This window comes from Sorangium sp. So ce406 (assembly GCF_051474675.1).
Taxonomy (GTDB): Bacteria; Myxococcota_A; Polyangia; order Polyangiales; family Polyangiaceae; genus Sorangium; species Sorangium cellulosum_G.
Map to the genome: position 1 here is coordinate 3,792,760 of NZ_CP150340.1, position 24,370 is coordinate 3,817,129.

The 24,370-nt window shown below is 71.3% G+C and carries 19 protein-coding genes; 14 read left to right on the forward strand and 5 right to left on the reverse strand.

Going from position 1 to position 24,370, the window contains the following annotated elements:
- Window positions 1-77: 77 nt before the first annotated feature.
- Window positions 78-1,691 (reverse strand): serine/threonine-protein kinase, encoded by a 1,614-nt coding sequence (locus WME96_RS14110; protein WP_437290641.1) that lies wholly within the window; start codon window positions 1,689-1,691, stop codon window positions 78-80.
- Between the two features lie 649 nt (window positions 1,692-2,340).
- Here WME96_RS14110 and WME96_RS14115 point away from each other — a divergent pair.
- The 10 genes from WME96_RS14115 to WME96_RS14160 all read left to right on the forward strand — a co-directional run bounded on the left by WME96_RS14115 (window position 2,341) and on the right by WME96_RS14160 (window position 15,196).
- On the forward strand, window positions 2,341-4,539 hold the full coding sequence (locus WME96_RS14115) for a response regulator (protein WP_437290642.1): 2,199 nt from the start codon (window positions 2,341-2,343) through the stop codon (window positions 4,537-4,539).
- 267 nt (window positions 4,540-4,806) lie between these two features.
- On the forward strand, window positions 4,807-5,649 hold the full coding sequence (locus WME96_RS14120) for an SIR2 family NAD-dependent protein deacylase (protein ID WP_437290643.1): 843 nt from the start codon (window positions 4,807-4,809) through the stop codon (window positions 5,647-5,649).
- The gene (locus tag WME96_RS14125) at window positions 5,646-6,203 is read left to right on the forward strand and encodes a non-canonical purine NTP pyrophosphatase (RefSeq protein ID WP_437290644.1); all 558 of its coding nucleotides are present in this window, start codon (window positions 5,646-5,648) and stop codon (window positions 6,201-6,203) included. The genes WME96_RS14120 and WME96_RS14125 overlap by 4 nt, the downstream gene beginning before the upstream one ends.
- A gap of 140 nt (window positions 6,204-6,343) precedes the next feature.
- Window positions 6,344-6,991: a SanA/YdcF family protein gene (locus WME96_RS14130; protein ID WP_437292318.1), complete on the forward strand. Its 648-nt coding sequence runs from the start codon at window positions 6,344-6,346 to the stop codon at window positions 6,989-6,991.
- Window positions 6,992-7,306: 315 nt separating this feature from the next.
- Window positions 7,307-8,344: an aldo/keto reductase gene (locus tag WME96_RS14135; protein ID WP_437290645.1), complete on the forward strand. Its 1,038-nt coding sequence runs from the start codon at window positions 7,307-7,309 to the stop codon at window positions 8,342-8,344.
- 9 nt (window positions 8,345-8,353) lie between these two features.
- Window positions 8,354-9,022, forward strand: a complete 669-nt coding sequence (locus WME96_RS14140) for an HAD-IB family phosphatase (RefSeq protein ID WP_437290646.1) — start codon at window positions 8,354-8,356, stop codon at window positions 9,020-9,022.
- Window positions 9,023-10,034: 1,012 nt separating this feature from the next.
- On the forward strand, window positions 10,035-12,476 hold the full coding sequence (locus WME96_RS14145) for a penicillin acylase family protein (RefSeq protein ID WP_437290647.1): 2,442 nt from the start codon (window positions 10,035-10,037) through the stop codon (window positions 12,474-12,476).
- Window positions 12,477-13,067: 591 nt separating this feature from the next.
- Complete coding sequence (locus WME96_RS14150) at window positions 13,068-13,952, forward strand: PP2C family protein-serine/threonine phosphatase (protein WP_437290648.1); 885 nt, start codon at window positions 13,068-13,070, stop codon at window positions 13,950-13,952.
- 195 nt (window positions 13,953-14,147) lie between these two features.
- The gene (locus tag WME96_RS14155) at window positions 14,148-14,960 is read left to right on the forward strand and encodes a Cof-type HAD-IIB family hydrolase (protein WP_437290649.1); all 813 of its coding nucleotides are present in this window, start codon (window positions 14,148-14,150) and stop codon (window positions 14,958-14,960) included.
- Window positions 14,961-15,010: 50 nt separating this feature from the next.
- Window positions 15,011-15,196, forward strand: a complete 186-nt coding sequence (locus tag WME96_RS14160) for a hypothetical protein (protein ID WP_437290650.1) — start codon at window positions 15,011-15,013, stop codon at window positions 15,194-15,196.
- 67 nt (window positions 15,197-15,263) lie between these two features.
- On the opposite strand, the gene WME96_RS14165 is transcribed toward WME96_RS14160, so the two are convergent.
- Window positions 15,264-15,740 carry a pyridoxamine 5'-phosphate oxidase family protein gene (locus tag WME96_RS14165; protein ID WP_437290651.1) on the reverse strand — a complete coding sequence of 159 codons (477 nt, stop codon included), beginning with the start codon at window positions 15,738-15,740 and terminating at the stop codon, window positions 15,264-15,266.
- A 366-nt stretch (window positions 15,741-16,106) separates the two neighbouring features.
- Here WME96_RS14165 and WME96_RS14170 point away from each other — a divergent pair, with 366 nt between their 5' ends.
- The gene (locus WME96_RS14170; protein WP_437290652.1) at window positions 16,107-16,988 is read left to right on the forward strand and encodes a sensor histidine kinase; all 882 of its coding nucleotides are present in this window, start codon (window positions 16,107-16,109) and stop codon (window positions 16,986-16,988) included.
- Window positions 16,989-17,055: 67 nt separating this feature from the next.
- On the opposite strand, the gene hisH is transcribed toward WME96_RS14170, so the two are convergent.
- Window positions 17,056-17,733 (reverse strand): imidazole glycerol phosphate synthase subunit HisH, encoded by a 678-nt coding sequence (gene hisH, locus WME96_RS14175; RefSeq protein WP_437290653.1) that lies wholly within the window; start codon window positions 17,731-17,733, stop codon window positions 17,056-17,058.
- 2 nt (window positions 17,734-17,735) lie between these two features.
- Window positions 17,736-18,323, reverse strand: coding sequence for an imidazoleglycerol-phosphate dehydratase HisB (gene hisB, locus WME96_RS14180; protein ID WP_061607680.1), 588 nt, complete (start codon window positions 18,321-18,323; stop codon window positions 17,736-17,738).
- Window positions 18,324-18,551: 228 nt separating this feature from the next.
- Between hisB and WME96_RS14185 the strand changes: the two genes are divergently transcribed.
- Genes WME96_RS14185 through WME96_RS14195 form a run of 3 tightly spaced genes read left to right on the forward strand, consistent with a single transcriptional unit; the run spans window position 18,552 to window position 22,239 of the window.
- The gene (locus WME96_RS14185) at window positions 18,552-20,165 is read left to right on the forward strand and encodes a serine/threonine-protein kinase (RefSeq protein ID WP_437290654.1); all 1,614 of its coding nucleotides are present in this window, start codon (window positions 18,552-18,554) and stop codon (window positions 20,163-20,165) included.
- Window positions 20,162-21,313 carry a PEGA domain-containing protein gene (locus tag WME96_RS14190; RefSeq protein ID WP_437290655.1) on the forward strand — a complete coding sequence of 384 codons (1,152 nt, stop codon included), beginning with the start codon at window positions 20,162-20,164 and terminating at the stop codon, window positions 21,311-21,313. The genes WME96_RS14185 and WME96_RS14190 overlap by 4 nt, the downstream gene beginning before the upstream one ends.
- Window positions 21,310-22,239, forward strand: a complete 930-nt coding sequence (locus WME96_RS14195; protein ID WP_437290656.1) for a hypothetical protein — start codon at window positions 21,310-21,312, stop codon at window positions 22,237-22,239. The genes WME96_RS14190 and WME96_RS14195 overlap by 4 nt, the downstream gene beginning before the upstream one ends.
- A gap of 7 nt (window positions 22,240-22,246) precedes the next feature.
- Here WME96_RS14195 and WME96_RS14200 read toward each other — a convergent pair whose 3' ends face one another.
- The gene (locus tag WME96_RS14200; RefSeq protein WP_437290657.1) at window positions 22,247-24,370 is read right to left on the reverse strand and encodes a thrombospondin type 3 repeat-containing protein; all 2,124 of its coding nucleotides are present in this window, start codon (window positions 24,368-24,370) and stop codon (window positions 22,247-22,249) included.

Here is a 24,370-nt window from a genome sequence, read left to right on the forward strand (position 1 = left end):
GTTCTGGCGCATCCACAGGGCGAAGGGTCAACCGGCGTGCTCGAGCGTCGAGCCGACGTCGCGGCGTACATCGAACCTCAATCCCGCCCGAGCAAGGGAACTTTGGGGCGAGGCGGCGGGGGCCGTCGCTCGCCCGGAGGCGGCTTCGGCGTGGCCCTCGGCGGCGCGGTCGCGGTCGCGCGCGCGGGCGGCGCCGCGCTGGCGCTCGCGCTGGGCGCGGGCCGGTCGGGCTCCGCCACGGGCGCCGGCGCCGCGTCGGGGGCCGCCGTCGAGGGCTCCGCCGGCCGCGGCGCGGTCGGCGCCGGCGTGATCGTGGCGCTGGCCGCGCCGGCGTCGGGCGCCGCGTCTTCCGGCGACGCCGCCACGGCCGCCTCGGGCTCGCTCCCGGCGCGGAGCACGAGCCAGCTCCCCATGCCGAGCACCCCGAGGCCCAGGACGGCCGCTGCGGCGACGATCGGCGTCCGGCTCGGCCTCACCGGCACGAGCGCCCCCCCCGTGACGGAGGTCACCGAGGTCTCCATCATGGTCGCCGCGAGGGGCACGCCCGCCGAGCGAGACGGGTGATCCGGAGGGCCCATCGGCGCGACGCCGGTCATCGCGGGCGCCGTGGTCATCGCGGGCGCCGTCGTCGCCTGCGCCGCGCTCGCGGGCGTCATCATCGCGGGCGCCGTCGTCCCGTGCATCCCCATCGCGAGCGCCGTCGTCCCGGGCGTCGTCGGCATCGGCGTCGCGAGCACCGGCGTGGGGGAGCTGCCCAGCGACCAGGGCGGCGCGCTCGCGCGGGGCGCCGGCCCGCTGCTCGCCGTGGCGACGCCGAGCACGTCGGAGAGCGCCTGCGCCGCCTCGCTCGCGGTGCGGAACCGCGCCGCAGGATCGACGGCCGTGGCCCGGGCGAACCACGCGTCGAAGCTCGGCGGCAGCACCACGCGATTCGCCATCGCCCGCTTCACCGGGGACTCCTGCGGCCCGTGGACGACCACGAGCGCGAACGCGATCACGTCGCCCGCGCTGAGCGCCTCCGGGCTCCAGTACGGCGTCCCGACGAGGAGCGTGTACGCGATCATCCCGAGCGCGTAGATGTCCACGGCGCTGGTGAGCTTCGTGTCGACGCGGAACTGCTCGGGCGCCATGTAGATGGGCGTCCCGAGGCTCCGCGTCACGCCGGCCGCGGTCCCGCCCTCGGCGAGCAGCTTCGCCACGCCGAAATCGAGGATCTTCATGCGGGGCGTCCCGTCGTCCCGCTGGGTCACGAACAGGTTCTCGGGCTTCAGGTCCCGGTGGATGATGGATGCGGCGTGGGTCCGGTCGAGGGCGGACGCCGTCTGCTGGAGGATCGTCGCGATCTCGCCGGGCGGCAGCCTGCCGAGGCGCTTCAGGCGCTTGCCGAGCTCCTCGCCGCGCAGCAGCTCCATGACGAGGAACGGCATCCCGGTCGCCTCGTCGATGCCGGCGTCGAACACGTCGACGATGTACTCGCTCTCGATGTCGGCCGTGATCTGCGCCTCGCGCTTGAAGCGGCTGCGCATCTCCTCGCTCTGGAAGAGGTACGCGTGCATCACCTTGAGCGCCCGGCGGCGGTTCGTCTCGAGGTGCACCGCCTCGTAGACGGACCCCATCGCGCCGAGGGCGAGGAGGCGCACGACGCGATAGCGGTGCGCAAAGACCGTTCCGTCCGCGAGCGTGGCCGACACGGCGGGAGGGTCGCGCGCGCCGGCGGTCGCGTCAAGGATCCAGGACCGGCGGAGGTCAGCGTGCCGCGCCTGTCCCTGCCGGCGCGCGCCTCGACCGTCCGAGCACCGCGCTCTCGCGCACCGCAGCCCGGCGCCGGCGTATTCGCCTGTCGGGGAGCGCTCCTGGGAGGCGGAGGTGAGCAAGGTCGCCCCCCTCGCTGCGCCAGCACGCCCCAGATCATGGGGTTCGCGTCCGGGGGGATGACGGTGCGGTCATCGCACTCGAGCGGGTCGTCCTCTGCGTACGAGTCCAGCACCCTCACCCACACGTCCCCTCGGCGCGTGTCGACCGGCAGATGCGGTCTCGAGACGAGCGTCGCGACTCCCACGCTCCTCGTGGCAGGCTCCGGCCGCGAGCGTCGCTCGACACGGCCTCACCGGAGCGGCGCCGCGCGCGATCGAACGTGGCCAGTCGCGGGCGATCGCGAGAACCGGCCGCCACCGGGCGGACTCCGCGGCTCCGGCCTTGCTCCGGGAGCCTCCAGCGGTTCTTCTGAGCGCGCCGCGTGGGGACGGGCGCAGGTCGCGAACGGCGTGGCGCAGCGCCGAGGGGTACTGGTAGAGTCGTGGCCGGGCTCGATTTCGACGTGGCCAGGAGCAGCGAGCGGGCGTGAGGCAAGCGGGTCACGACGGAGCAGTTGAGCCCGATGCAGGGCGATCGGACACCATCCTGATCGTCGACGACGTGCCCGCCAACCTCGCGGTCGCCGTCGCTCACCTGGAAGATCAGGGGTTCGAGATCGCGATCGCGCAGGACGGTGAGGAGGCCCTGGAGCGGGCCGAGCTCCTGCGGCCGGATCTGATCCTGCTCGACGTCATGCTGATGCCCGGGATGGACGGCCTGGAGACGTGCCGGCGCCTGAAGGCGCGCGCGAGCACCCGAGAGACCCCCGTGATCTTCATGACCGCCCTGGCGGAGACCGCCGACAAGATCGCCGGCTTCGAGGCCGGCGGCGTCGACTATGTCACCAAGCCGTTCCAGCTCGACGAGGTCGTCGCGCGCGTCAAGACGCACCTCACCATGCACGCGATGCGCAGGAAGATCGAGGCGCAGAACGCGCAACTCCAGCGCGAGATCGCCATGCGCGAGCAGTTCGAGGCCGCGCTGCGGCTCGCCCATGACGCCCTGGAGCAGCGGGTCGAGGAGCGCACGAACGAGCTCGCCGCCGCGAATGCCACGCTCCAGGAGCAGGTCGCCGAGCGCAAGCGGGCCCTCGTGGCCTTGCGCGAGAGCCAGGAGCTCCTCCGGGCGGTCATCGACAACTCGACGGCCATCGTCTACGTGAAGGACGCGGAGGGGCGGTATCTGCTGATCAACCGCCATTACGAGAAGCTCTTTCACGTGACCGAGGCGTCGGTCCTGGGCCGGACCGATCACGATGTGTTCCCCCGCGCGCAAGCCGACGCGTTCCGCTCCCTCGATCGGCGGGTGCTGGAGGCCCGGACGCCGCAACAGGCCGAGGAGCACGTGATGCAGGATGACGGCCTGCACACGTACATCTCGGTCAAGTGCCCGCTGTACGACGCCGCCGGCCGCCCGTACGCCGTTTGCGGGATATCGACCGACATCACCGAGCGCAAGCGCGCGGAGGAGGAGCGGGAGGCGCTCCTCGCCCGCGAGCAGGCCGCGCGCGAGAAGGCCGAGGCCGCCGATCGCCTGAAGGACGAGTTCCTCGCGACGCTCAGCCATGAGCTGCGCACGCCGCTCACCTCGATCGTCGGCTGGGCGCAGCTCCTGCGCAACGGCGTCGTGGACGCGGCCACGCTGCGGCGCGGCTGCGAGTCCATCGAGCGCAATGGCTGGGCCGAGCTGCAGATCATCGAGGATCTGCTCGACGTCTCCGCGATCGTCACCGGCAAGATGACCTTGAAGGCGCGTCCGGTCTGCCTCGCCTCCGTCCTCCGCGCGGCGCTCGACACGCTGAAGCTGGCCGCCGAGGCCAAGGGCGTCAGCGTCTCGATGTCATCGAGTCCGACGGTCGGGAGGGTCTGGGGCGACGGCGGTCGCTTGCAGCAGGTCGTCTGGAATCTGCTGAGCAACGCCATCAAATTCACGCCCTCCGGCGGGCGCGTCACCGCGTCGCTCGAGGAGGTCGGCGGCGTGGCGCAGATCCGCGTCAGCGACACCGGGGAGGGGATCAGCGCGGCGTTTCTGCCTCACGTGTTCGAGCGGTTTCGCCAGGCGGACAGCTCGATCCAGCGCGAGCGCGGCGGGCTCGGGCTCGGGCTCTCCATCGTGCGGCACCTCGTGGAGCTGCACGGCGGCACGGTTCGCGGCGAGAGCGATGGGCCGGGGCAGGGCGCGACGTTCACGGTCGAGCTCCCGCTCATGCCGGCGATCGAGCAGCCCGCTGCGCCGGGCACCGCCGGCGCGAGGGGGGGCGGCGAGGGGGCCTCCACGCGGGCCCTGGCCGGCATGCGCGTCGTGGTGATCGACGACGAGCCCGACATGCGGGAGCTGATGACGCGCCTCCTCGCAGGGGCGGGCGCCGAGGTCCGCGTGGCCGGGGTCGCGCGGGAGGGCTTCGAGCTGGTCGAGCCGTGGCGGCCCGACGTCATCGTGAGCGACATCGGCCTGCCCGGCGAGGACGGTCACGCGTTGATCCGCCGTGTCCGCGCGCTGCCCGCCGAGCGTGGCGGCAAGACGCCCGCGGTCGCGCTGACCGCCCATGCCGGCCAGGGCGCGCGCGAGCAGACGCTGTCGGAGGGCTACCAGGTACACATCGCCAAGCCTGTCGATCCCGCCACGCTCATCGAGGTGATCGCCAGCCTGGCCACCCTCGGCAGGGCCGATCTCTCCCGCGCGTAGCGGGATCGAGCGCGGCGGCGCGCGGCGCTCGGCAGTCCGGCCGCATCGCGGGCCGTCCGCGCTGCCGCCGTGGGTCCGTCCCGCGCGCCGGCGCTGGCGTATCGAGCGGGCTCTTCGCTCGCGCGGCCGGGCTCTTCCGCTGCTGTCGGGGCGCATCGCGGCGGCCGATCGCCGTCGCGGCCGCGCGCCCGGCCGTGTCGGGCGGCACGCGGCCGGGCAGGCGTCGGTTGCGCGACGTCGACGGGCGGATACCATCGCTCGCCGACGATGGCTGTGCTGACGCTCGAGCAAGCGGCGCGCCCGCTCCGGCAGGCGTACCGGGACGGCCGCCTCATTCCTTTTCTTGGCGCAGGCTTCTCTGCCCCGCTCCGGCTGCCGATGTGGAAGGAGCTGATGGGGTGGATGGGCGAGGCGCTCGGCTTCGAGCCCGCGCTCTTCGAGCTGCATGGCCTCGCCCCGCAGCTCGCCGGCTTCTTCGCGCGGGAGTGTGAGGGCGGCCTCGACAGCTTCATCGCCGAGATGCGCGCGCGCTTTCACGCGCGCGAGGTCGACGAGCGCCGCAGGAGCTCGCCCCAGCACAAGGCGCTGGCGCGCCGCGATTTCACGACCATCTACACGACGAACTTCGAGCACCACATCGAGGAGGCGCTGCGCGACGCGGGCAAGCCGGTCGTCCCCCTCTCCAAATTCGACGATTTCGCGCGGTGCCCCGCCCAGGGCGTGTGCCAGGTCATCAAGTTTCATGGCGATCTCGACTGGCCCGAGACGGTGGTGCTGACCGAGTCCCAGTACTTCAGCCGCCTCCGGCTCGAGGCGGCGCCCGACCAGCGCCTGCGGGCGGATCTGCTCAGCAACAGCTTCCTCTTCCTCGGCTACAGCTTCAGCGACGTGGACATCCGGTACATCTGGTACCGCATGGAGCAGATGCGCATCGAGGGCAGCTCTCCTGGCGCGAAGCGAGCGCCGAACCGCCGTGGCTACTGGGCGACCTTCGGCGCCGGGCTCGTCCAGCCGGCGCTGCTCGAGGACTGGCACATCGACGTGATCGAGCTCGACCCGAACGACAAGACGAAGAGCGTCGTGGATCTGCTCGACGCGCTGGACGGATGAGGGCGACGGCGATGGTCTATTTCGTCTCCTCGAACGAGAGGAAGCTCGAGGACATGGTCCACGCCTGGCAGGGCGGCCCGACGCCGTTGCGTCTGCTGCTCCTCGATGTGCCCGAGGTCCTCTCCTCGGACCTCGACACGGTTGTACGGGAGAAGGCCATCGCTGCTTACCGCGTGGCGCTCGTGCCGCTGTTCGTGGAGCACGGCGGGCTCTTCATCGAGCACCTGAACGGCTTTCCCGGCCCGCTCGTGAAGCCGTTCTGGGAGCGGCTTCAAGACAGGATCTGTTCTCTCATCCCCCCGGGGCTCTCGCGCGCCGCGCGCGTCGTACAGAAGGTGTGTTATTGTGACGGCCGGACGCTCCGCGTCTACACGGGCACCGTCCCTGGGGAGATCGCCTGCGAGCGGCGGGGTGAATGCGGCACGGACTGGGAGCCGATGTTCGTCCCCGCCGGGCACACGGAGACGCTGGGGCAGATGCCCCGTGAGGAGCGTCTCCGCTGCTCGGCGAGCGCGGAGGCCCTGCGCGTCTTCCGAAGCGATATCGGCCTGTGATGCGCGCGCCCTCCCGGCGCAAGAATACGTGTGCTGGACGGCGCGTTGACGGGAACGTGCCCCCGCAGCCTCGCCTCACCCGACGTCGCCTCCGCCCGCCGCGCCCTCGGCGTCTCGCCTACCTTGCGATCGTGACCCTGATGTCGCTGCTCGTCGTCGGTGCGGCCCTCTGTGGCGCGCGCCTCTGGGTCGGTCGGTCGGCGAGCATTTACCGCGCGCTCGACGCGGTTCCGCGCGGCGAGGTGGCCATCGTCCCGGGCGCGCTCGTGTGGCCAAACGGGACGCCATCGCCCGCCCTCGAGGATCGCCTCGCCGCGGCGCTCGATCTGTACCGCGCCGGCAAGGTGCGGCGCATCCTTGTCTCGGGAGACCACGGCCGCGTCGGCTACGACGAGCCCAACGCCATGCGCGCCTGGCTCGTGAGGCGGGGCGTGCCTTCCGGGGATGTGTTCATGGATCATGCGGGCCTGCGCACGCTGGACACCATGCAGCGCGCCGCGCGCGTCTTCGGCGTGCGCGACGCCGTGGTGTGCACCCAGGAGTTTCACCTGCCGCGCGCCCTGTACCTGGCGCGCGCTGCGGGCTTCCCCGCGGTGGGCTACGCCGCTGACCGGCGCGTTTACGCGAACGCCGACCTCGACGCCCGGCGCGAGCTCCTCGCCACGGCGCTCACGTTGCTGGATACCTGGATCGGCCGAGCGCCCCGGTTTCTGGGGCCGCCGGTGCCCATCCAGGGCGACGCGCGCGCCTCGCACGACGCATGGACGCGCGAGCTGGGGGTCCGATGAGGCGAACACGCGTCCTTCCGAGGAGCGCCGCCCGGAAGGACGCCATGAGGACCTGCTGCGCGGCCCGACGCGGCGCGCGATCGCAGCGATCACACCATCGCCGAACTCCCACATTCACCGACACGAACGACACCTGAAGCGCCTCCTGCGTTCCGGCACCGCCGAAAACCGAGTGTGCCACCATGAGGTGCTTGACTTCCGAATCGCATTGGAGTTCCTACCGTGCTCGACCGCGGCAAGGGAGCAAGAGTCTGAAGTCCGGCATTCCTCTCCCCTGCGTCCCGAGGTTACCCCCAGTCTGAGCGGAGGAGATCCATGGAGTTCAGGTTGCTTGGCGGTTCAGGTTTCAAGGTTCCCGTGCTGAGCCTCGGGACGGGGACGTTCGGCGGAGGCAACGAGTTCTTCAAGGGGTGGGGCGCGAGCGACGTGGCCGAGGCGACCCGGCTCGTGGACATCTCGCTCGAGGCCGGGATGAACATGTTCGACTCGGCCGACATCTACTCCGATGGGCTGGCGGAGGAGATCCTCGGCCAGGCGATCAAGGGCCGGCGGGATCAGGTCATCATCTCCACGAAGGCGACCTTCCGGCTGGGCGCGGGCCCGAACGACGTCGGCTCCTCGCGACATCATCTGGTGAGGTCGGTCGAGGGGTGCTTGCGCCGGCTCCAGACGGATTACATCGATCTCTTCCAGCTCCACGGCTTCGACGCGCTCACGCCGGTCGAGGAGACGCTCGGCACGCTGAATGATCTCGTGCGAGCGGGGAAGATTCGCTATCTCGGCTGCTCGAATTTCTCCGGCTGGCACCTGATGAAGTCGCTGGCGGTCTCGGAGAAGTACGGTCTTTCTCGCTACGTGGCCCATCAGGCGTACTATTCGTTGATCGGGCGCGACTACGAGTGGGAGCTGATGCCGCTGGCGCTCGATCAGAAGGTCGGCGCGGTGGTCTGGAGCCCGCTGGGCTGGGGGCGGCTGACCGGGAAGATCCGGCGCGGTCAGTCTCTGCCGGAGGTCAGCCGGCTCCGGAACAAGCTGGCTGTCGAGGGCGGGCCGCAGGTGGATGACGAGTATCTCTATCGCGTGGTCGACGCGCTCGACGAGGTGGGGAAGGAGACGGGCAAGACGGTCCCGCAGGTCGCGATCAACTGGCTCTTGCAGCGGCCGAGCGTCGCGAACGTCATCATCGGCGCCCGGAACGAGGAGCAGCTTCGACAGAACCTTGGCGCGGTCGGGTGGAGCCTGACGGCCGAGCAGGTCGCGAAGCTCGACGCCGCGAGCAAGACGAGGCTGGCGTATCCCTACTTTCATCAGACCGGGTTCGCCGAGCGCAATCCGTTCCCTGTCGCGGTCTGAATCAGCGTCGTGCTCATCCTCAGTGACTTCGACGGAACGATCACCTGCGCGGACCTGACCAACCGGATCTGGGACGCTCACCTCCGCTATGACTGGCGGCAGGCGCTGCTCACGCCTGTCGCTGACGGCCAGCTCACGCCGCTGGGGCTCCTCCAGCGCGGCTACGCCGATGTCGAACGCTCGGCAGCGGAGCTGCTGGAGGAGCTGCGCCCCCACGCCGCGCTGCGCCCCGGCTTCGAGGACTTGCTGGCGCTCTGCGCCCGCCGGGGGTGGGTCTTCCACGTCGTCAGCCACGGGCTGCCGTTCTACATCCGCGAGTTTCTGCCGCCCGGCACGGCGTTCTCCTGCTTCGATGCCGTCTTCGACGGGCGCTGGCGGGTCACGCTGCCCGAGGCGGTGCCGCTCGGTCCCGGGGACGACTTCAAGGTCCGCGTGATCGAGCGGCTGAAGGCGGCGACCGGCGAGAGCGCCACCGTCTACATCGGCGATGGTCGCCTCGACTATCCCGCCGCGCGGTGCTGCGACCGCGTCTTCGCGGTGCGGGACAGCGCTCTCGACGCGCTCTGCGCCCGCGACGGGGTGCCGCGCACGCCGTTCGACAGCTTCACCGAGATCTGCGCGGCGCTCGACGACGCGGCGCGGCCCGTGGATGAGCGTGCCGCGCGCGAGCATCGATAGAGCCCTCGTCAAGGTACGTCTTCATCCAGCCCGCGCTCCTGGCGCGGGACTTCCTTGCTCTGCAGCGCTGGCACTGAGCAGATGACGGGTCAGGCCCTCTCGGTCGCTCCGCTGCGCTCCCGCCGGAGCTGCGTGTCGCGGCGATGTCCTCGATGAGACTCCTTCTGGAGCCTCATGATGTCCTCGCCATTACCTCGGGAGCCCTGATGGGCGAGCGCAGCTTCTCAGCGTCGTGCCAGGCGTGCCAGCGGGGCGTGCCAGAGGGCGCCACGAGCAAACGCCGTCTGATGGCTTGACCTCGCGGCTCGGCGACGCTTCCTTGCTTCGGGTGATGCCGCGGACGACCCGGCCGCGGCGGGAACCACCTTGCTGCGCGTGTCAGGCACGGGACGTGCCGTGTGTTCGGGCACGGGACGTGCCGTGTGCAAGCGCCTCGATCGACGCGGGCGTCTGTCCGGAAGAGCTCAGTTCCGGCATGGCGCGCCTGCCAGACGAGTGCTAGATTGCAGGTTTTGCGAGTAGTACATACGCAACCTGGACCTTAGTTCCCTTAACGTGGTGTCCATGATCGGCGGCATACAGCCCGGCTGTATCAATGGCGCGTCGAGAACGCCGAGAACGCCGAGAACGCTGAGAAGCAGGATCAGGGCAGAACAGGACTGGATATCAAGAGGAGCTTGACTTTATCATCGTATTGGTTAGTTCCTATCCGCTTATCTCGGGTGTGTGAAGGCGACGTAGGAGGCTCGCCCGTTCGTCTTGTCCATTGCCTCTCATGAGCCGCTTCGACCGGGGTCGTGTGCGTGCGGGGCAGGATATTGCACTGTTGGACGCCCTCCGCGCATGCGCGTTGGAGAGCGCTCGGCGGCGCAGGGCGAGCGTGGCGCAGGTGAACTGTAAATTGCGGCCCTCGCGAGAAGGCCAGCAGAAGGAGAGCGGTATGATCAAGCGAATGACCGGCGTGGCATTCCTGTTGTCTGCTGCTGCGTGCAGCGTGGCCCAGGATGGCGAGATGCTGGAAGAGCAAACCGCCGTTGCGATCGATGAGCTGGGCGTGGCGTACATCCGTGTGGACAACCAGGGGATGTCCCACGTGACCGCGTCGGACGAGAAGACCGGTTACGCCGGCCTATGCTACGCGATGGCGCAGGACCGGCTCTTTCAGATGGACGTGCTGCGCCGCAGCGCTCAGGGGCGCCTCGCGGAGATCTACGGTCCCGGAGAGGCAGACACCGTCCTCAATCAGGACCTCCTCGCGCGAGCACAGAACCTGCCCGCGTTCGCCGCGGCGCGCTACGCAGCGGCGGCCACGCGCACCAAGCGCGCCCTGCAGGGCTGCGCCGCGGGCGTGAACCAGTACATCTCCAAAGCGAAGGCCTCGAGCAGCGGCTTGCCTCTCGAGTTCCAGGCCCTGGGTTATCAGCCGGACCCGTGGACGCCTGAGGACAGCGTCCTCGCCTACATCTACGTGGGCGTCACGTTCGACACGCTGACGTGGTTCACCAAGCTCGAGCGCGCGTCGGTGGCGACCATCGCAGGGACGGAGGTCTCGACGACGCTGATCAAGGAGGCCCCGGACAACGTGTCGATGTTCGACGCGCAGGGCAAGCTGAACCCGGTGTCGCAGTTCCTCGTGCCCTCCGGTCCGAGCGCGCCGTCGGCCACCATCGTCAACCCGCCACCGCCGTCTTGCCTGGAGGGCCCGCGCGAGCTCGCGGAGCAGCTCCGGCGCATGGCGCCTGCGAGCGGGCGTGCCAGCAACGCGTGGGCGGTCGACGGGCACCTCACCTCGACCGGCAAGCCGCTCCTGGCGACCGATCCGCACTTCCCTCACTCGACCCCCTCGGCCGTCTACGTGGCGCAGCTCAAGGTGAACGGGATGTACAACGTGGCGGGCTGGATGGTGCCCGGGTTCCCCGGGTTCATCAGCGGCCACACCGACCGCATCGCCTGGGTGCCGACCTACTCGCTCTTCGACAGCGTCGATCTGTACGTGGAGACGCTCCGCGGAGCGAACGGAGGGGGCGAGGAGGTGCTCATCAACGGTCAGTGGAGGCCGGTCACCACGCGCGTGGAGACGATCCGCGTGAAGGGGCAGCCTGACGTGCAGCGGACGTTCCGCGCGACGCCCCACGGGCCCGTCCTCAACGACGGCCTCGATGGGCTGGAGACGTTCGGCACCCTCGCGCTGAAGTCCACTTCGGGTCAGCCGGAGTGGAAGGTGGATGGCTACTTCGAGATGCCGGAGGCGACGAACTGGACGCAGTTCAGGACGGCGGCGCTGAAGCAGAGCATCGGGTGGAACTTCATCTTCGCGGACTACACGGGTCCCCACGGTCACATCGGCTACCAGAACTCGGGGCTCGCGCCGCAGCGCCAGAGCCCGCTGAACGCGCTCTACCCGGTGCCGGGGACGGGCGGGCACGAGTGGACCGGGTACGCGACCAACGCCGAGCTGCCCTCGGTCTACGACCCGCCTTCGCATGTCCTGGTGACGGCGAATCACCGGATTGTCCCGCGGAACTATGCGCCGAAGGGGCGCCCGGTCCACCTCGCCAACTACTGGGACATGCCGTGGCGCGCGCAGCGGATCATGACGCGGCTCACGACGGCGACGGCGCCGCTCACGCCGCGGGACATGGCGTCGATCCAGCTCGACACGCAGACCACGATCGGGTTGCCGCTGCGCGACACCTACCTGGCGGCGCTCGGGCGCGTCGGCCTGCCAGCGGACGATCCGAGCGCGGCCGCAGCGGTGGCCGCTCTCGAGCAGTGGGACGGGAACGCTGCGGCGAGCAGCCAGGGCGCGGCCGTCTACGAGATGCTCACGTTGATCCTGCTGCGCAACACGGTGAGGGACGTGATCGGGCCCGAGGAGTATGCGCTCTTCGCGCCCAGCGTGTTCCTCACCAACCAGCTCAGCGGCTTGATCGACGTGCTCGAGAACCCGCGCGCGCCGTACTTCGGCATCACCGCGGGCGTCGACCCGGGGGCCCTGCGCGACGAGGCCGTCCGCACAGCGCTCGGCCAGGCGGACGCGATGCTCCGCGACGCGCTGGGACCGGACGTGAGCGCGTGGACCTGGGGCGGGATTCACACGCTGACCTACAACCACCCGCTCGCGGGCGAGGACGAGCGCTTCAACATCGGCACCTTCCCCGCGACGGGCGATGTGGAGACGGTGAACATCGGCGGGTGGTTCGCGAAGGTCGGCAACCTGGATCTTCCGCCTGGTGATTTCGAGGACGCAGGCGGGGTACGCGGCGCCCTCGATCAGGACGCGCTCAGCGCGACGCGCCTCGTCTGGAACCTCTCGCCCATCGACGGCTCGCTGGGGGTGATGAGCACCGGCATGAGCGGGGATCCGCGCACGTGCCACTTTGCGGATCACGCCGAGGCATGGAGAGAGGGGCAGATCTTCCCGATGCCGTTCTCGTCCGCAGCGATCCCTTGAGTCGACCAAGACAACACGTGATCGTCGTCACCCCAGCACGAGCTCGACCTGACGGGGGTCGCCGACCCTCGACGACGTAAGACGACCAGACGCCCCTGCGCCCTGACCCGGGTCAGGCCCCTGCCGGGCGCCCGCCATCGAACCCGCCTCACGGGTCGCCGGATCCATCGCTCCGACCCCAGCCGCCACCGCCAGTCGCCGCCGCCGGTCATGTCGCGAAGGCCCATTGATGCGGGGCAGGTCGCTGCCGCCAGTCACGTCGCGAGCCCCTCCTTGACGTGGCCCGCCGCCGCACCAGACGACGTACCGATGGCGGCGATGTGCAGCGTACCCACGGCGGATCGAACGTTTCAGCCCGTGTGTGTGAATCAAGCGACAATTTCTACGCATCCTCCCTATGCACATCAGGAAGCCCAGGAGGCCTCGACCCACGAGCTCGCCGCCCTCAGGCGCTCCCTCGGAGCGGCGCGCGAGTTCCTTTCAAGGACCCACGGGCAGGCTCTCAGCAGTGTTCAGGTATGGACGCTTACGTGTTTGCTGGCCGGGGGACCGCCGGTTCATGGGTGAAAGCAAGGAAACAGGAGAGAATACATGACATCGACGACACAGCGAGCTGAGGACATCACGGTGAGGGCCTGTGGTATCACCGACGTTGGCCGTGTTCGTAAGAACAACGAGGACACGCTCCTCATCGCGCACCTCGCGTCGGTCGCCAAGACCGCGCCGCCTGCCCAGGCGGTCGCCTTCGAGGCGTCCTATCCTGTCTTGCTCGCCGTCTCCGACGGCATGGGCGGCGCGGCCGCCGGCGAGGTCGCGAGCGCCCTTGTCGTCGAGGCGCTGCGGCGCGCGATGGCCTCCGCGCGCGGCAACTGGGATGAGGCGACCATCCTCGCCGTGGAGCGAGCAAACCGCGAGGTGTGGCAGGCCTCGCAGCAGCCGGGCTATAAAGGGATGGGAGCGACGCTCACCGCGATCTGCGTGCACGGGACGGAGGCGCACGTCGCCGAGGTGGGCGACTCGCGCGCCTACCTGATCCGCAACGGGCAGATCCTCCAGATCACGCACGATCAGAGCTTCGTGCAAGCGCTCATCGACGCGGGCATGATCCAGCCCGAGGAGGCCGAGCGCCACCCGATGAGGAGCATGCTGCTACAGGCGATGGGCCTGGACCCCGAGGTCAAGGCCAGCGTCGCCCGGCTCGATCTGCGGCGTGACGATCGCCTCCTGCTCTGCTCGGACGGGCTCTCCAACAAGCTATCGGCTGCGGACATGCTCGCAGCGGTCGAGCAAGGTCCCTCGATCGAGGCCACGTGCGAGCGGCTCGTCGCGCTCGCGAACGGTCGCGGCGGCGAGGACAACATCACGGCCATCGTCGCCGAGGTGCACGGCGAAGGGCTCACGCCGCCGGCGAGGGGGGAGAGGGTCGCCCAGACGCTCCACACGGTCACCGAGTTCGAGCCGAAGAAGAAGATCTGACGCTCACCCCGCCGGCTCTGCCGAGCTGCCTCTTCAGCCCATCTGGCCGACCTGCGCGCGTCTCGCGGCGACGGGGGGAGCGCGTCGCCGCCGAGCTCGCGGTCGCGGTGCGGCGCGCGCCCCGGTGGTCGCTCGGACTTTCGCGCGCCCGGGCTCGGTCGTGCTAGACGCGGGCGGTAGGACAGGGGAGCGCGCATGATCTCGGGAACACTTCGCGGCGTCGCCTTCGATCTGGACGGGACCCTGCTGCGATCCGACCATTCGGTCTCCGCGGAGATGCGCTCGCTGTGCGCGGCGTTGATCCGGCAGGGGATCCTGCTGACGCTGAACAGCTCGCGCCCCGCTCGCTCGGTGGAGGAGATCGCCCGTGGCCTGGGGCTGGAAGGCCCATGGTCGGCGCTGAACGGGGCCATCGTCTTCGGCTCCAACCGAGAGATCCTCGACCGCTCGCCGCTGCCGGAGGCCACCGTCGAGCGCCTCCTGGCGCGCTACGGGCGCGACGAACGCGTCAGCTTGAACCTCTACGCGGGCTTCGACTGGATCGTTCAAGCCGTCGACGTTCGCGTCCGCGCCGAAGAGCACATCATCGGCTTCGCGCCCACGGTCGATGTCGGCTTTGCGAGCCGCCCCGTCACCGACAAGATCCTGATGATAACGGACGAAGCAACCGGCGGGGCATGGCTCGCGGAGGAGCTCGAGGCGCTCGACGACGACGTCGCCGTCGCGCGCTCGAAGCCGAACTATATCGAGATCACGCGCAGCAAGATCGACAAGGGGCGCGCGCTCGCGTTCATCGCCGCCTCCCGAGGGCTGTCCGCGCGGGAGATCGTTGCGGCCGGCGACGGCGAGAACGACATTCCCATGCTGAAGGCGTGCGGTTATCCCGTCGCGATGGGGCACAGCCCGCAATCGCTCAAGCAGGTGGCCGAGCTGGTCGTCGGCAGCAACGACGACAACTCGCTCACCGACGCGATCGAGCGCATCTTCGGCGCGACTCGGTCGCGCTAGATCGGGCGGCCTCTCACGCCGAGGCGGACCAGGGCATCGGCATCCGGCAGGTGGCGACCGAAAACGGCGAGCTGACGTACAGGTTGATCGATCCGATGTTCATCCAGCCGAAGGGCCAGCTCGCCTCCGGTTACGCCTGCTCGACCACCGCCTGTGTGGAAGCGGACGGCGCCGCCGGCCCATGCCTCGACGAGGCGGGCGCGGTCATCCCGGATCAGGCGGACAACGTCTACTGACCCTCGGGCTGCGCCGCCGCTGGAGGGCCACCGCCCCGCGCGCCGGCGCGCCAGGTGGGCGCGGCGCTCAGATGTGCTTCGGCGGATTGAGCTTCTCGTCCGCCGACTTTCCCTGAACGAGCGCCTTGGCCTTCTCGTACAGGATCCGGAGCCGCCCGCCCTCGGGCTCCCAGTACTCGGCGCGCTCGACGCTCAGCTTCAGGAGGGCGGCGTGAGGGTGGTCGGGCCCGTCCGGCAACCACGCCTTCCATGACGGCTTCCACAGGCTCCGGATCTTCTCCTCATTCCTGTCGATCGTCGCGCGCGCCGAGATCGAGATGTAGGCCCGATCCCGCGGTCTGTAGCAGCAGACCGCGACCTGGTGCTCGCGGGCGATCTCGCCGGTCTTCGGCGTCTCCTCCTGCGTCACGAACCAGAGATCGCAATCCATCAGCTCGGCCGGCTCCTGCATCTCCATCGGCCGCCCTCGCAGCAGCCCCTCCGGGGTCGTCGTGACGAGCATGGCCGTGTCGAACTCCCTGAGCAGCGCGCGCAGCTCACCCATCGACCCGCGGGCCTGAGCCCTGGCTCCTGGCTCTCCACTCTGGTGTTGCTCTCCACTCTGGTGTTGCATGACCACAAAGCTTGTCCGCGGGCCCTGACCCGCAAGCAAGGGCGCGCCCGGACCCGCGTGCGCCGCGGCCCAACGGCGCTCCGGCGCCCCCTGAGGCGCCGCTGCACAGGAGCCCGCCGACAGCGGGGATTTGCGCAGTTGGCGGGCGGGGCGATGGCAGGATGCGACGCCGCGACGCGCGCCCGCTCGGCCGAAACGGCGCTCTCCATGCCGGAAGTGCCAGTCGGCAAAGACACCTGGACGGCACACATCCTGCTCATTGCGGGGCACACCTCAACCCCGCCCTCAGGCTCTGCCATGACCGCGCTCTGCGACAACCTCGACGATCGCGTCCCCGCCCTCTCGTTCCGGGACGACGCCGCCCGGCTCCGGGAGGATTTCCTCGTGCTCGCCGCGCACGAGATCAGGACGCCGCTCACCTCGCTGCTCCTCCAGCTCCAGCTCACGAAGCGGATGACCGAGCGCGAGCCCGAGAAGACCCCGGCGTGGGCGGCGGCGATGCTGGCCGTCTTCGACCGTCAGCTCGGCCGGCTCGCCAGGCTGTGCGACGACATGTTCGAGGCGCGGCGCGCCGAGCCGCCCCAGCGCGCCCCGGCCCGCGAGCGGGTCGACCTCGCGGCGCTCGTCCGCGAGGCGGTCGCGGCCGCTGTCGCGCACCGGCCGGCCGCGCGCGGCGCCATCGCGGTCGCCGTCGAGGGCGCGGTGATCGGCCGGTGGGATCGATCCCAGATCGAGCGCATGGCCTTCCACCTGATCAAGAACGCCATCCTGTTCGGCGAGGACAAGCCGATCTCGGTCGAGGTGCGCGCGACGCGGCTGTGGGCGCGGCTCATCGTGCGCGACCACGGCATGGGGATCGCACGCGAGGACCAGGAGCGCATCTTCGCGCCTTTCGAGCGCGCGGTCCCGGTGGAGCGCTTCGGCGGCCTGGGCCTCGGCCTCTACATCGCGCACGCCGCGGTGCGCGCGCACGGCGGCGCGATCCGCGTGGAGAGCGAGCTCGGCCGCGGCGCGGCGTTCATCGTCGACCTCCCCCTCGCGCCGCGGCCGACGGAGCGCGGGCTCCCGGCGCGCAGGGGGCGCCTCACGTCACGGCGCGGCCTCGCCACGCGCGCGCCCGAGCTGCCGCGCGTCGCGCACCTCAAGCTCGCGCACCACCGCTTGCAGCGCTCGCACTAGGCGCTCACGCTGGGTTACTCGGGGCTCTGCCCCGAACCCGGCGTCCGCTCCGCGGCCGCGGCGCGGCTCACCCGCCGAGGAACCGGACGAGCAGGCGCAGGCCGGTCTCCTGGCTCTTCTCGGGGTGGAACTGCGTCGCGGTCACGTTGTCCCGCTCGAGCGCCGCGGTGATCCGGTGCGGGCCGTGCTGCGTCGTCGCCGCGATCAGCGTCGGATCGTCAGGGACGGCGTGGTAGCTGTGGACGAAGTAGACGAACGGGTTCTCGCCCGCGAACGCGCGGAGCGGGCCCTCGACCTCGCGCGTGATCGCGATGCGGTTCCACCCCATGTGGGGGATCTTGATCCCGGCCCAGGGCACGCCCGCTGGCGCTCCTGCCTCGGCGCCGTCGAGCGCCGGGGTGAGGCGCTTGACGACGCCCGGGAAGACGCCGAGCCCTCGCGCGCCTTCGGCTTCCTCGCTCGCGTCGAGGAGCGCCTGCATGCCGAGGCAGATGCCGAGGTACGGCGTGCCCTTGCGGATCTGCTCGCGCAGCGCGTCGCCGAGGCCCGTCGCCAGCGCGGCCGCGCAGTCGCGGAAGGCGCCCTGGCCCGGCACCACCACCTTGTCCGCTCGCGCGATGAGCTCCGGATCGCCCGTGCGCGTCACGGCGCACGGCGCGCCGGCCTCTCCGGCGGCCTGGAGGAGCGCACGCTCGACGGAGCGCAGGTTGCCCATCCCGAAGTCGACGAGGGCGATCGCTTGCATGGTCAGAGGCTCCCCTTGGTGGACGGGATCCCGGCGACGCGCGGCTCGATCCGGGTCGCCTTCATCAGCGCCTTGGCGAAGGATTTGAAGCAGATCTCGACGATGTGGTGCAGGTTGTCCCCCTCGATGAGGCGGACGTGGAGGTTGGCGCCCACGCCGCGCGCGAAGCCCTCGAAGAACACGGGGGCGAGCTCGACGTCCCACGTGCCGAGCTTCGCCTTGGGCAGCGGCACGCGCCAGACGAAGTAAGGCCTCCCGGAGAGGTCCAGCGCGCACTGCGCCATCGCCTCGTCCATGGGGAGCGTCGCCTCGCCGTAGCGCGCGATGCCCGCCTTGTCGCCGAGCGCCTGCTGCACGGCCGTGCCCAGGGTGATGCCGCAGTCCTCGGTCGTGTGGTGGCCGTCGATCTCCACGTCGCCCTCGGCGTGGATGGTGAGGTCGAACAGGCCGTGGCGGGCGATCTGATCGAGCATGTGCGTGAGGAAGGGGAGCGGTGTCTTGATCGACGAGCGGCCCTGGCCGTCGAGATCGATCTCGATGCGGATGTCGGTCTCGCGCGTCTTGCGCTCGACGTTGGCGATGCGGGGCATGGCGCGTAGGGTAGTCGCCCCCGACGGCGATGGGGAGCGCCACGGATGAGCCGCCCGTCCGCTGCTTCGGCTCCCGTCCACCACCGCTTCCGCCGCGACGTCTGGCCACGTCGGGTTTCCGGAGCCCGGCTGGCGGGTCTTGGACGCAAGCGCCGGATGGAATAAGGTGGCCCCCTGGATAACGTGGCGATGGTGGCGCCTGAAGGCAGCCCCAACGCAGGAGCGTCCGTGAGCGCACCGGTAGCCGAAGGCCAAATTCTGTCGGGGAAATACCGGGTCGAGCGCATCCTCGGGCAGGGGGGCATGGGCGTCGTCGTCGCCGCCTTGCACGAGCAGCTCCACCAGCGGGTCGCCATCAAGATGCTCCATCCCGGCGCCAACGCGGAGATGGTGGAGCGCTTCGTGCGCGAGGCGCGCGCGGCGGTGCGCCTGAAGAGCGAGCACGTCGCGCGCGTGCTCGACGTCGGCACGCTCGAGACCGGCGCGCCGTTCATGGTGATGGAGTACCTCGAGGGGAGCGATCTGCAGGAGACCCTGCGGCAGCGCGGCCCGCTCGAGCTGGAGGAGGCCGTGGGCTACGTGCTCGAGGCCTGCGAGGCCATCGCCGAGGCGCACGCGGCCGGCATCATCCACCGCGATCTCAAGCCGGCGAACCTGTTCCTCACGCGCGGGGCCGACGGCAGCGGCATGGTGAAGGTGCTCGACTTCGGCATCTCGAAGGCGCTGGCGGATCCGTCGGCGGCCGGGGCCGAGCCGGAGCTCGGGCTGACGAAGACGGCGATGGTGCTCGGGTCGCCGCTCTACATGGCGCCGGAGCAGATGCGCTCGGCGCGCACGGTCGACACGCGCGCGGACATCTGGTCGCTCGGCGCCATCCTTTACCAGCTGCTCACGGCGCGCGTGCCGTTCGACGCGACCTCGCTGTCCGAGCTCATCCTGATGATCAACACCGAGGCGCCGCCGTCTCCGAGCCTCTTCCGGCGCGACCTGCCGCCGGGCCTGGAGGCGGCGATCTTGCGCTGCCTCGAGAAGGACGTCGCGAAGCGCTTCAGGTCCGTCGCCGAGCTCGCGGGCGCCATCGTCGATTTCGGTCCTCCGCTCGCGCTGGCCTCGCTGGAGCGCATCGAGCGGACGCTGGGGCTCGTGCCCGCGGTCGCCTGGCGCGACCGGGCGAGCGCCGCGCGCGAGCGGATGAGCGTCCCTCCCTGGCCGACGGCGCAGGAGCGGGCGAGCAGCGTCCCCGCGGCGACGGCGCGGGGGAGCGGCAGCGTTGCGCCGCCCGCAGGCTCCACGGCCGGCATGGCGGCGGCCGCGACGGCCGGCCACACGGCGGGTCCGGCGGCCACGGCGCCTGGCTGGGCGGCCGGGGGCTCGGGGGCTGCCGGTCGCAAGCGGAGCGGCCTGGTGCTCGCGCTCGTCGGGGCCGGCGTCGCGGCGGTGGTGCTCGGCGGGGTCCTGCGCTTCGTCACGTTCCGCGGCGACCCGGCCGCCCCTGCGGCTGACCCGTCGGCCACGGCGGCGATCACCGCTGTCGAGCCGTCTGCGCCCGCCTCGGCGCCTCCGCCGGTCGCTCCGGTCGTGACCGCCGCGACCGTGGCGGCGCCGGCGGAGACGGCGACCGCGCCGACGCCGTCTTCGTCGGCGACCGCATCGGCGGCGCCTCCGGCGACCGCGACGCCGGCCCCCACGGCGCCCCGGCGGACGGGCCCTGCGGGGTCGGGTTCGGCCCGACCGGTCGCGACAGCTCCGTCCTCGGCGGCGCCGTCGACCACGACCGCCGCATCGCAAGGGAACGCGAATCCCAGCGTCTTCGATCGGCTCAACGAGAGAGCACCCAAGTGAGCTTGCCTGAAAATCAACGACGGCCGCGGTGGAGCCGCGGGCGTTTCCACATCTCCGCCGCGCTCGCGCTCGGCGGCGCCGCGCTGATCGGCCCCGCGCCAGCCGCGGCCCAGCCCGCACCTCCCGTGGCCCAGCCCGCGCCAGCCGCGGCCCAGCCTCCGCGCGCCGGCGCCGCGCCAGCCGCGGCCCAGCCCGCGCCAGCCGCGGCCCAGCCCGCGCCAGGCGCGAGCGCGCCTGCGTCCCAGCGGCCGCTGTCCGAGACGCTCTCGGGCGAGGCCAAGGCCGAGTACGAGGCCGCGCGGATCCTCTTCAACGACGGCGACCACCGCAACGCGATCATCAAGTTCGAGCGCGCCTATGAGCTCTCCCGCGACCCGCGGCTGCTCTGGAACATCGCGCTCTGCCAGAAGAACCTGAAGCGCTACACGCGCCTGCTCGCGACGATCGAGCAGCTCCTCCGCGACGCTGGCCCTCAGCTCACCGAGCAGGACCGCAAGGACGCCGCGGAGCTCATCGAGGCGACGAAGGCCTATGTGAGCCGCCTCGATCTCCAGGCGAGCGAGGCCGGCGCGACCGTCCTCGTCGACGGCGAGGAGGTCGGCCAGACCCCGCTGGGCGAGCCCGTGCTGCTCGACATCGGCACCCGCAGGATCCGGGTGACCAAGAAGGGCTTCAAGGACGTCGAGGTCACCGAGCAGGTGGCGGGCGGCGGCGTGATCACGGTCAAGGCCACGCTGGAGAAAGAGGTCCACCAGGGCCGGCTCATCGTCGCGGCGCCGCCCGATGCCGTCATCTCCCTCGATGGCCGCGTGGTCGGCCGCGGAACCTGGGAGGGCCCGGTGCCGAGCGGCGGGCATGCGCTCCGCGTCACGGCGTCCGGCATGGTGTCGCACCAGTCCGAGGTCATGATCCTCGACAACCAGACGCGTCGCGTGGAGGTCTCGCTCCTTCCGCAGCCCAAGGGGAGCAACATCGAGACCTGGATCTGGATCGGCGGCGGCGTGGCCGTGGTCGCGGGTGCGCTCCTCCTCGGCTTCGGGGTCCTGGGCGGGGACCCGCCGGTCAACGGCAACACGTCGCCCGGCTCGGTCGCCCTGTCCGCGCGCGGCGGCGCCTCGTTCACGATCCCCTTCGGGGGTGGCCGATGACGCGCGGGCGCCGGTGCTGGCTCGTGTGGCCCGCAGCGATCGTGGTGCTCGCGTGCGGGGCCTGCTCCGCGCAGGACGAGATCGTCGTCGCCATCTCGACGGATCTCGCGCTGCCGAAGGACTTCGACGTCCTCCAGGTGCAGGTGTTCGAGGGCGGCGACCGCAAGTTCGAGCAGGCCTACGAGCGGCTCGGTGAGGCCGATCCTGCCGCGCGGTTGCCGGCGACGATCGGCTTCTACTCCGCGAACGGCGGGGGTGAATCGATCCGGATCAAGGTCAGCGCCCGCGTCGGCGACGCGCTCGGCCCGGTGCGCATCCTGCGCGAGGCGGTGACGAGGATCCCGAAGGATCGCGTCGCGCTGCTGACCCTGCCGCTCGACTTCCTCTGCGACGATTCGGGGCGCAGCGAGGAGACCGGCGACGTCGTGAGCACCTTCTGCGAGGAGGGGCAGACGTGCGTCGCGGGGGCGTGCGTGTCGAGCCAGATCGACTCGAGCACGCTGCCCGCGTACTCGCCCAGGGATGTCTATGGCGGCGGCGCCGGCGACGGGAGCGGGGACTGCTTCGATGTGACCAGGTGCTTCGAGGGCGGCGCGCCGGCGGAGGTCGACGCGGAGACGTGCTCCATCGCGGGCGAGCGCGGGGCCACGCTGAACGTGGCGCTGCAGACGGCGGCGGGCGACGGCATCTGCGACGACGGCGACGTCGACGACAGGCGGTGCCTGGTCGCGCTCGACGCCGGGAGCGACGCCGGCTTCCAGGTCGAGGAAGACGGGCGGATAACGCTGCCGTCGGCGGTGTGCGGGCGGATGGCGGACAGGATCGCGGCCGTGCTGACGGCGCCGACGACGGCAGCGTGCGCCCAGAAGACCGCGGGCCTGCCGACGTGCGGGCCGTGGTCGGCGTCGGGGTCGAAGGAGCCCTGACCGGGGGCTACCTGCCGGCTGCGGGCGCGTCTCCCCCTCGCCACCGGCGGCGGCCGGCGAAGATCGCCGCGGCCGCAGCGAGCAGCCACAGGGTGGAGGGCGCCGCTGCCCCCTCCGCGCGCGCCGCGAGCCCGCACCCGTTGCCGTGGGCCCGCGGCGTGCCGTCCCCGGGCGGCGAAGCGCCACCACCCCCGCCGCCGGCACCCCCGCTGCCGCCCGCGCCGCTGTCATCGCCGCCCGCGCCCCCGCCGCCGCCTGCGCCGGTGCCCCCGTCGCCGCCCGCGCCGCCGTCGCCGCCCGCGCCGCCGCCGCCCGTGCCGCCGCCTCCAGGGCCTGCGCCGTCGGGCACGCAGCCGCCGGCCACGCAGGTGCCGCCGGGGCAGCGGGCGCCCTCGTTCGGGAACAGGGCGCACTCGCCGTACCTCGGGTGGCACCGCGCGGCGGTGCAGACATCGCCGGAGGGCGCGCACTGCAGCGGATCGCCGCCCTTGCAGACGCCGCCCTCGCAGGCGTCGGTCAGCGTGCAGGGATCGCCGTCGTCGCACGGCGCGCCGTCGGGCTTCCGTGGCGCGTCGCAGGCGCACGCGTCGCCCACGCCGTCGCCGTTCGCGTCCTCCTGCGCGCTGTTCGCCAGGAGCGGGCAGTTGTCGTCGCCGTCGGGCACGCCGTCGCCGTCGTCATCGTCATCGCAGCGGTCACCCGCTCCGTCACCGTCGGCGTCGTTCTGGCTCGGGTTCGGCGTCACCGGGCAGCTGTCCGTGCCGTCCGGGGCCCCGTCGCCGTCGTCGTCGTCGTCGCAGACGTCGCCGTCGCCGTCGCCGTCGAGGTCGGCCTGGTCGGGGTTCGGGGCGGCGCGGCAGTTGTCGACGCCGTCCTCCACGCCGTCGTCATCCATGTCCCTGGCGTTCAGATCGCACGCGTCGCCCCGGCCGTCCCCGTCCTCGTCGGCCTGATCGGGATTGGGGACGAGGGGACAGTTGTCGACCTCATCCGCGAGCGCGTCGTTGTCGTCGTCGCTGTCGCACGCGTCCCCGCTGCCGTCCGGCGGCGACTCCGCGGGGTTGTTCTCCTGCCCCGCGTTGGGCGCCGACGGGCAGTTGTCGCCGGCGTCGGGCACGCCGTCGCCGTCGTCGTCGGGATCGCACGCGTCGCCCGCGCCGTCGCCCTCCAGGTCCGCTTGATCGGCGTTGGGCACGAGCGGGCAGTTGTCCCGGTCGTCGGTCGCGCCGTCGCCGTCGTCGTCGGGATCGCAGGCGTCGCCCGCGCCGTCCTCGTCCGTATCGGTCTGATCGGGGTTCGGCGCGGACGGGCAGTTGTCCTCGACGTCGTCCGCCCCATCGCCGTCGCTGTCCTGGTCCAGGTCCCAGTTGACGACGCCGGCGCGCTCTGCCGCCGTCATCCCGAGCAGCGTCCCCTCGGGGAGGGCATCAAGGGAGGCCGCGCTCGCGTGCGCGTCGGCCCGGCTCGCGCGCTGCCCGACGAAGTGCATGAGCACCCGCGTCCCCCCGGGCGCGAGCGGCAGGACGAACTCGGCGAAGGGACCCTGGATGCCCGCGCAGTCGAAGGCGAACATCCCGACGCTCTCCGGCGCGATCACCGCGGAGGGCCCATGGAAGTTGAAATGCAGGCTTGGATCTCCCGCCATGTCGACGTCGTCCGTGGCGAGCCATCGGTCGGCCGGCGTGAACTCCAGGTCTCCGCTGTGCGTTTGCGTGACGGTGGTGCCGTCGTCGGCCCCGACGTTCGTCTCGATCCGCACGACCGCGTTGATCGCGCCGTCGGTGGGGTTGTGGAGGATCTCCAGGAAGCGCGCCCACCCTGCGTCGCGGGGCACATACACCTTCCGGGTGATCTCGAGGCTGCCGAGGAGCGTCGGCCCGTGGACGAGCTGCCGCTCGTCCATCTCCGCTGCCCGGACCGAGGCAGGGAAGCTGACACCGTCGACCCGCAGCCGCATGCCGGTGTCGAAGGCGTCGGCGCTCCCGTCGTTGATCACCCCATCGGTCCCGACATCCCACCGGAAGCCGAGGCCATCGATGAGCTCCTGGAGGGGGCCCGCGGAGGAGCACTGCGCCGCCGCGCTCCGCGGCGCCGCCGCGATCGCCAGCGTGACGCCGAAGGCTGTGGCCAT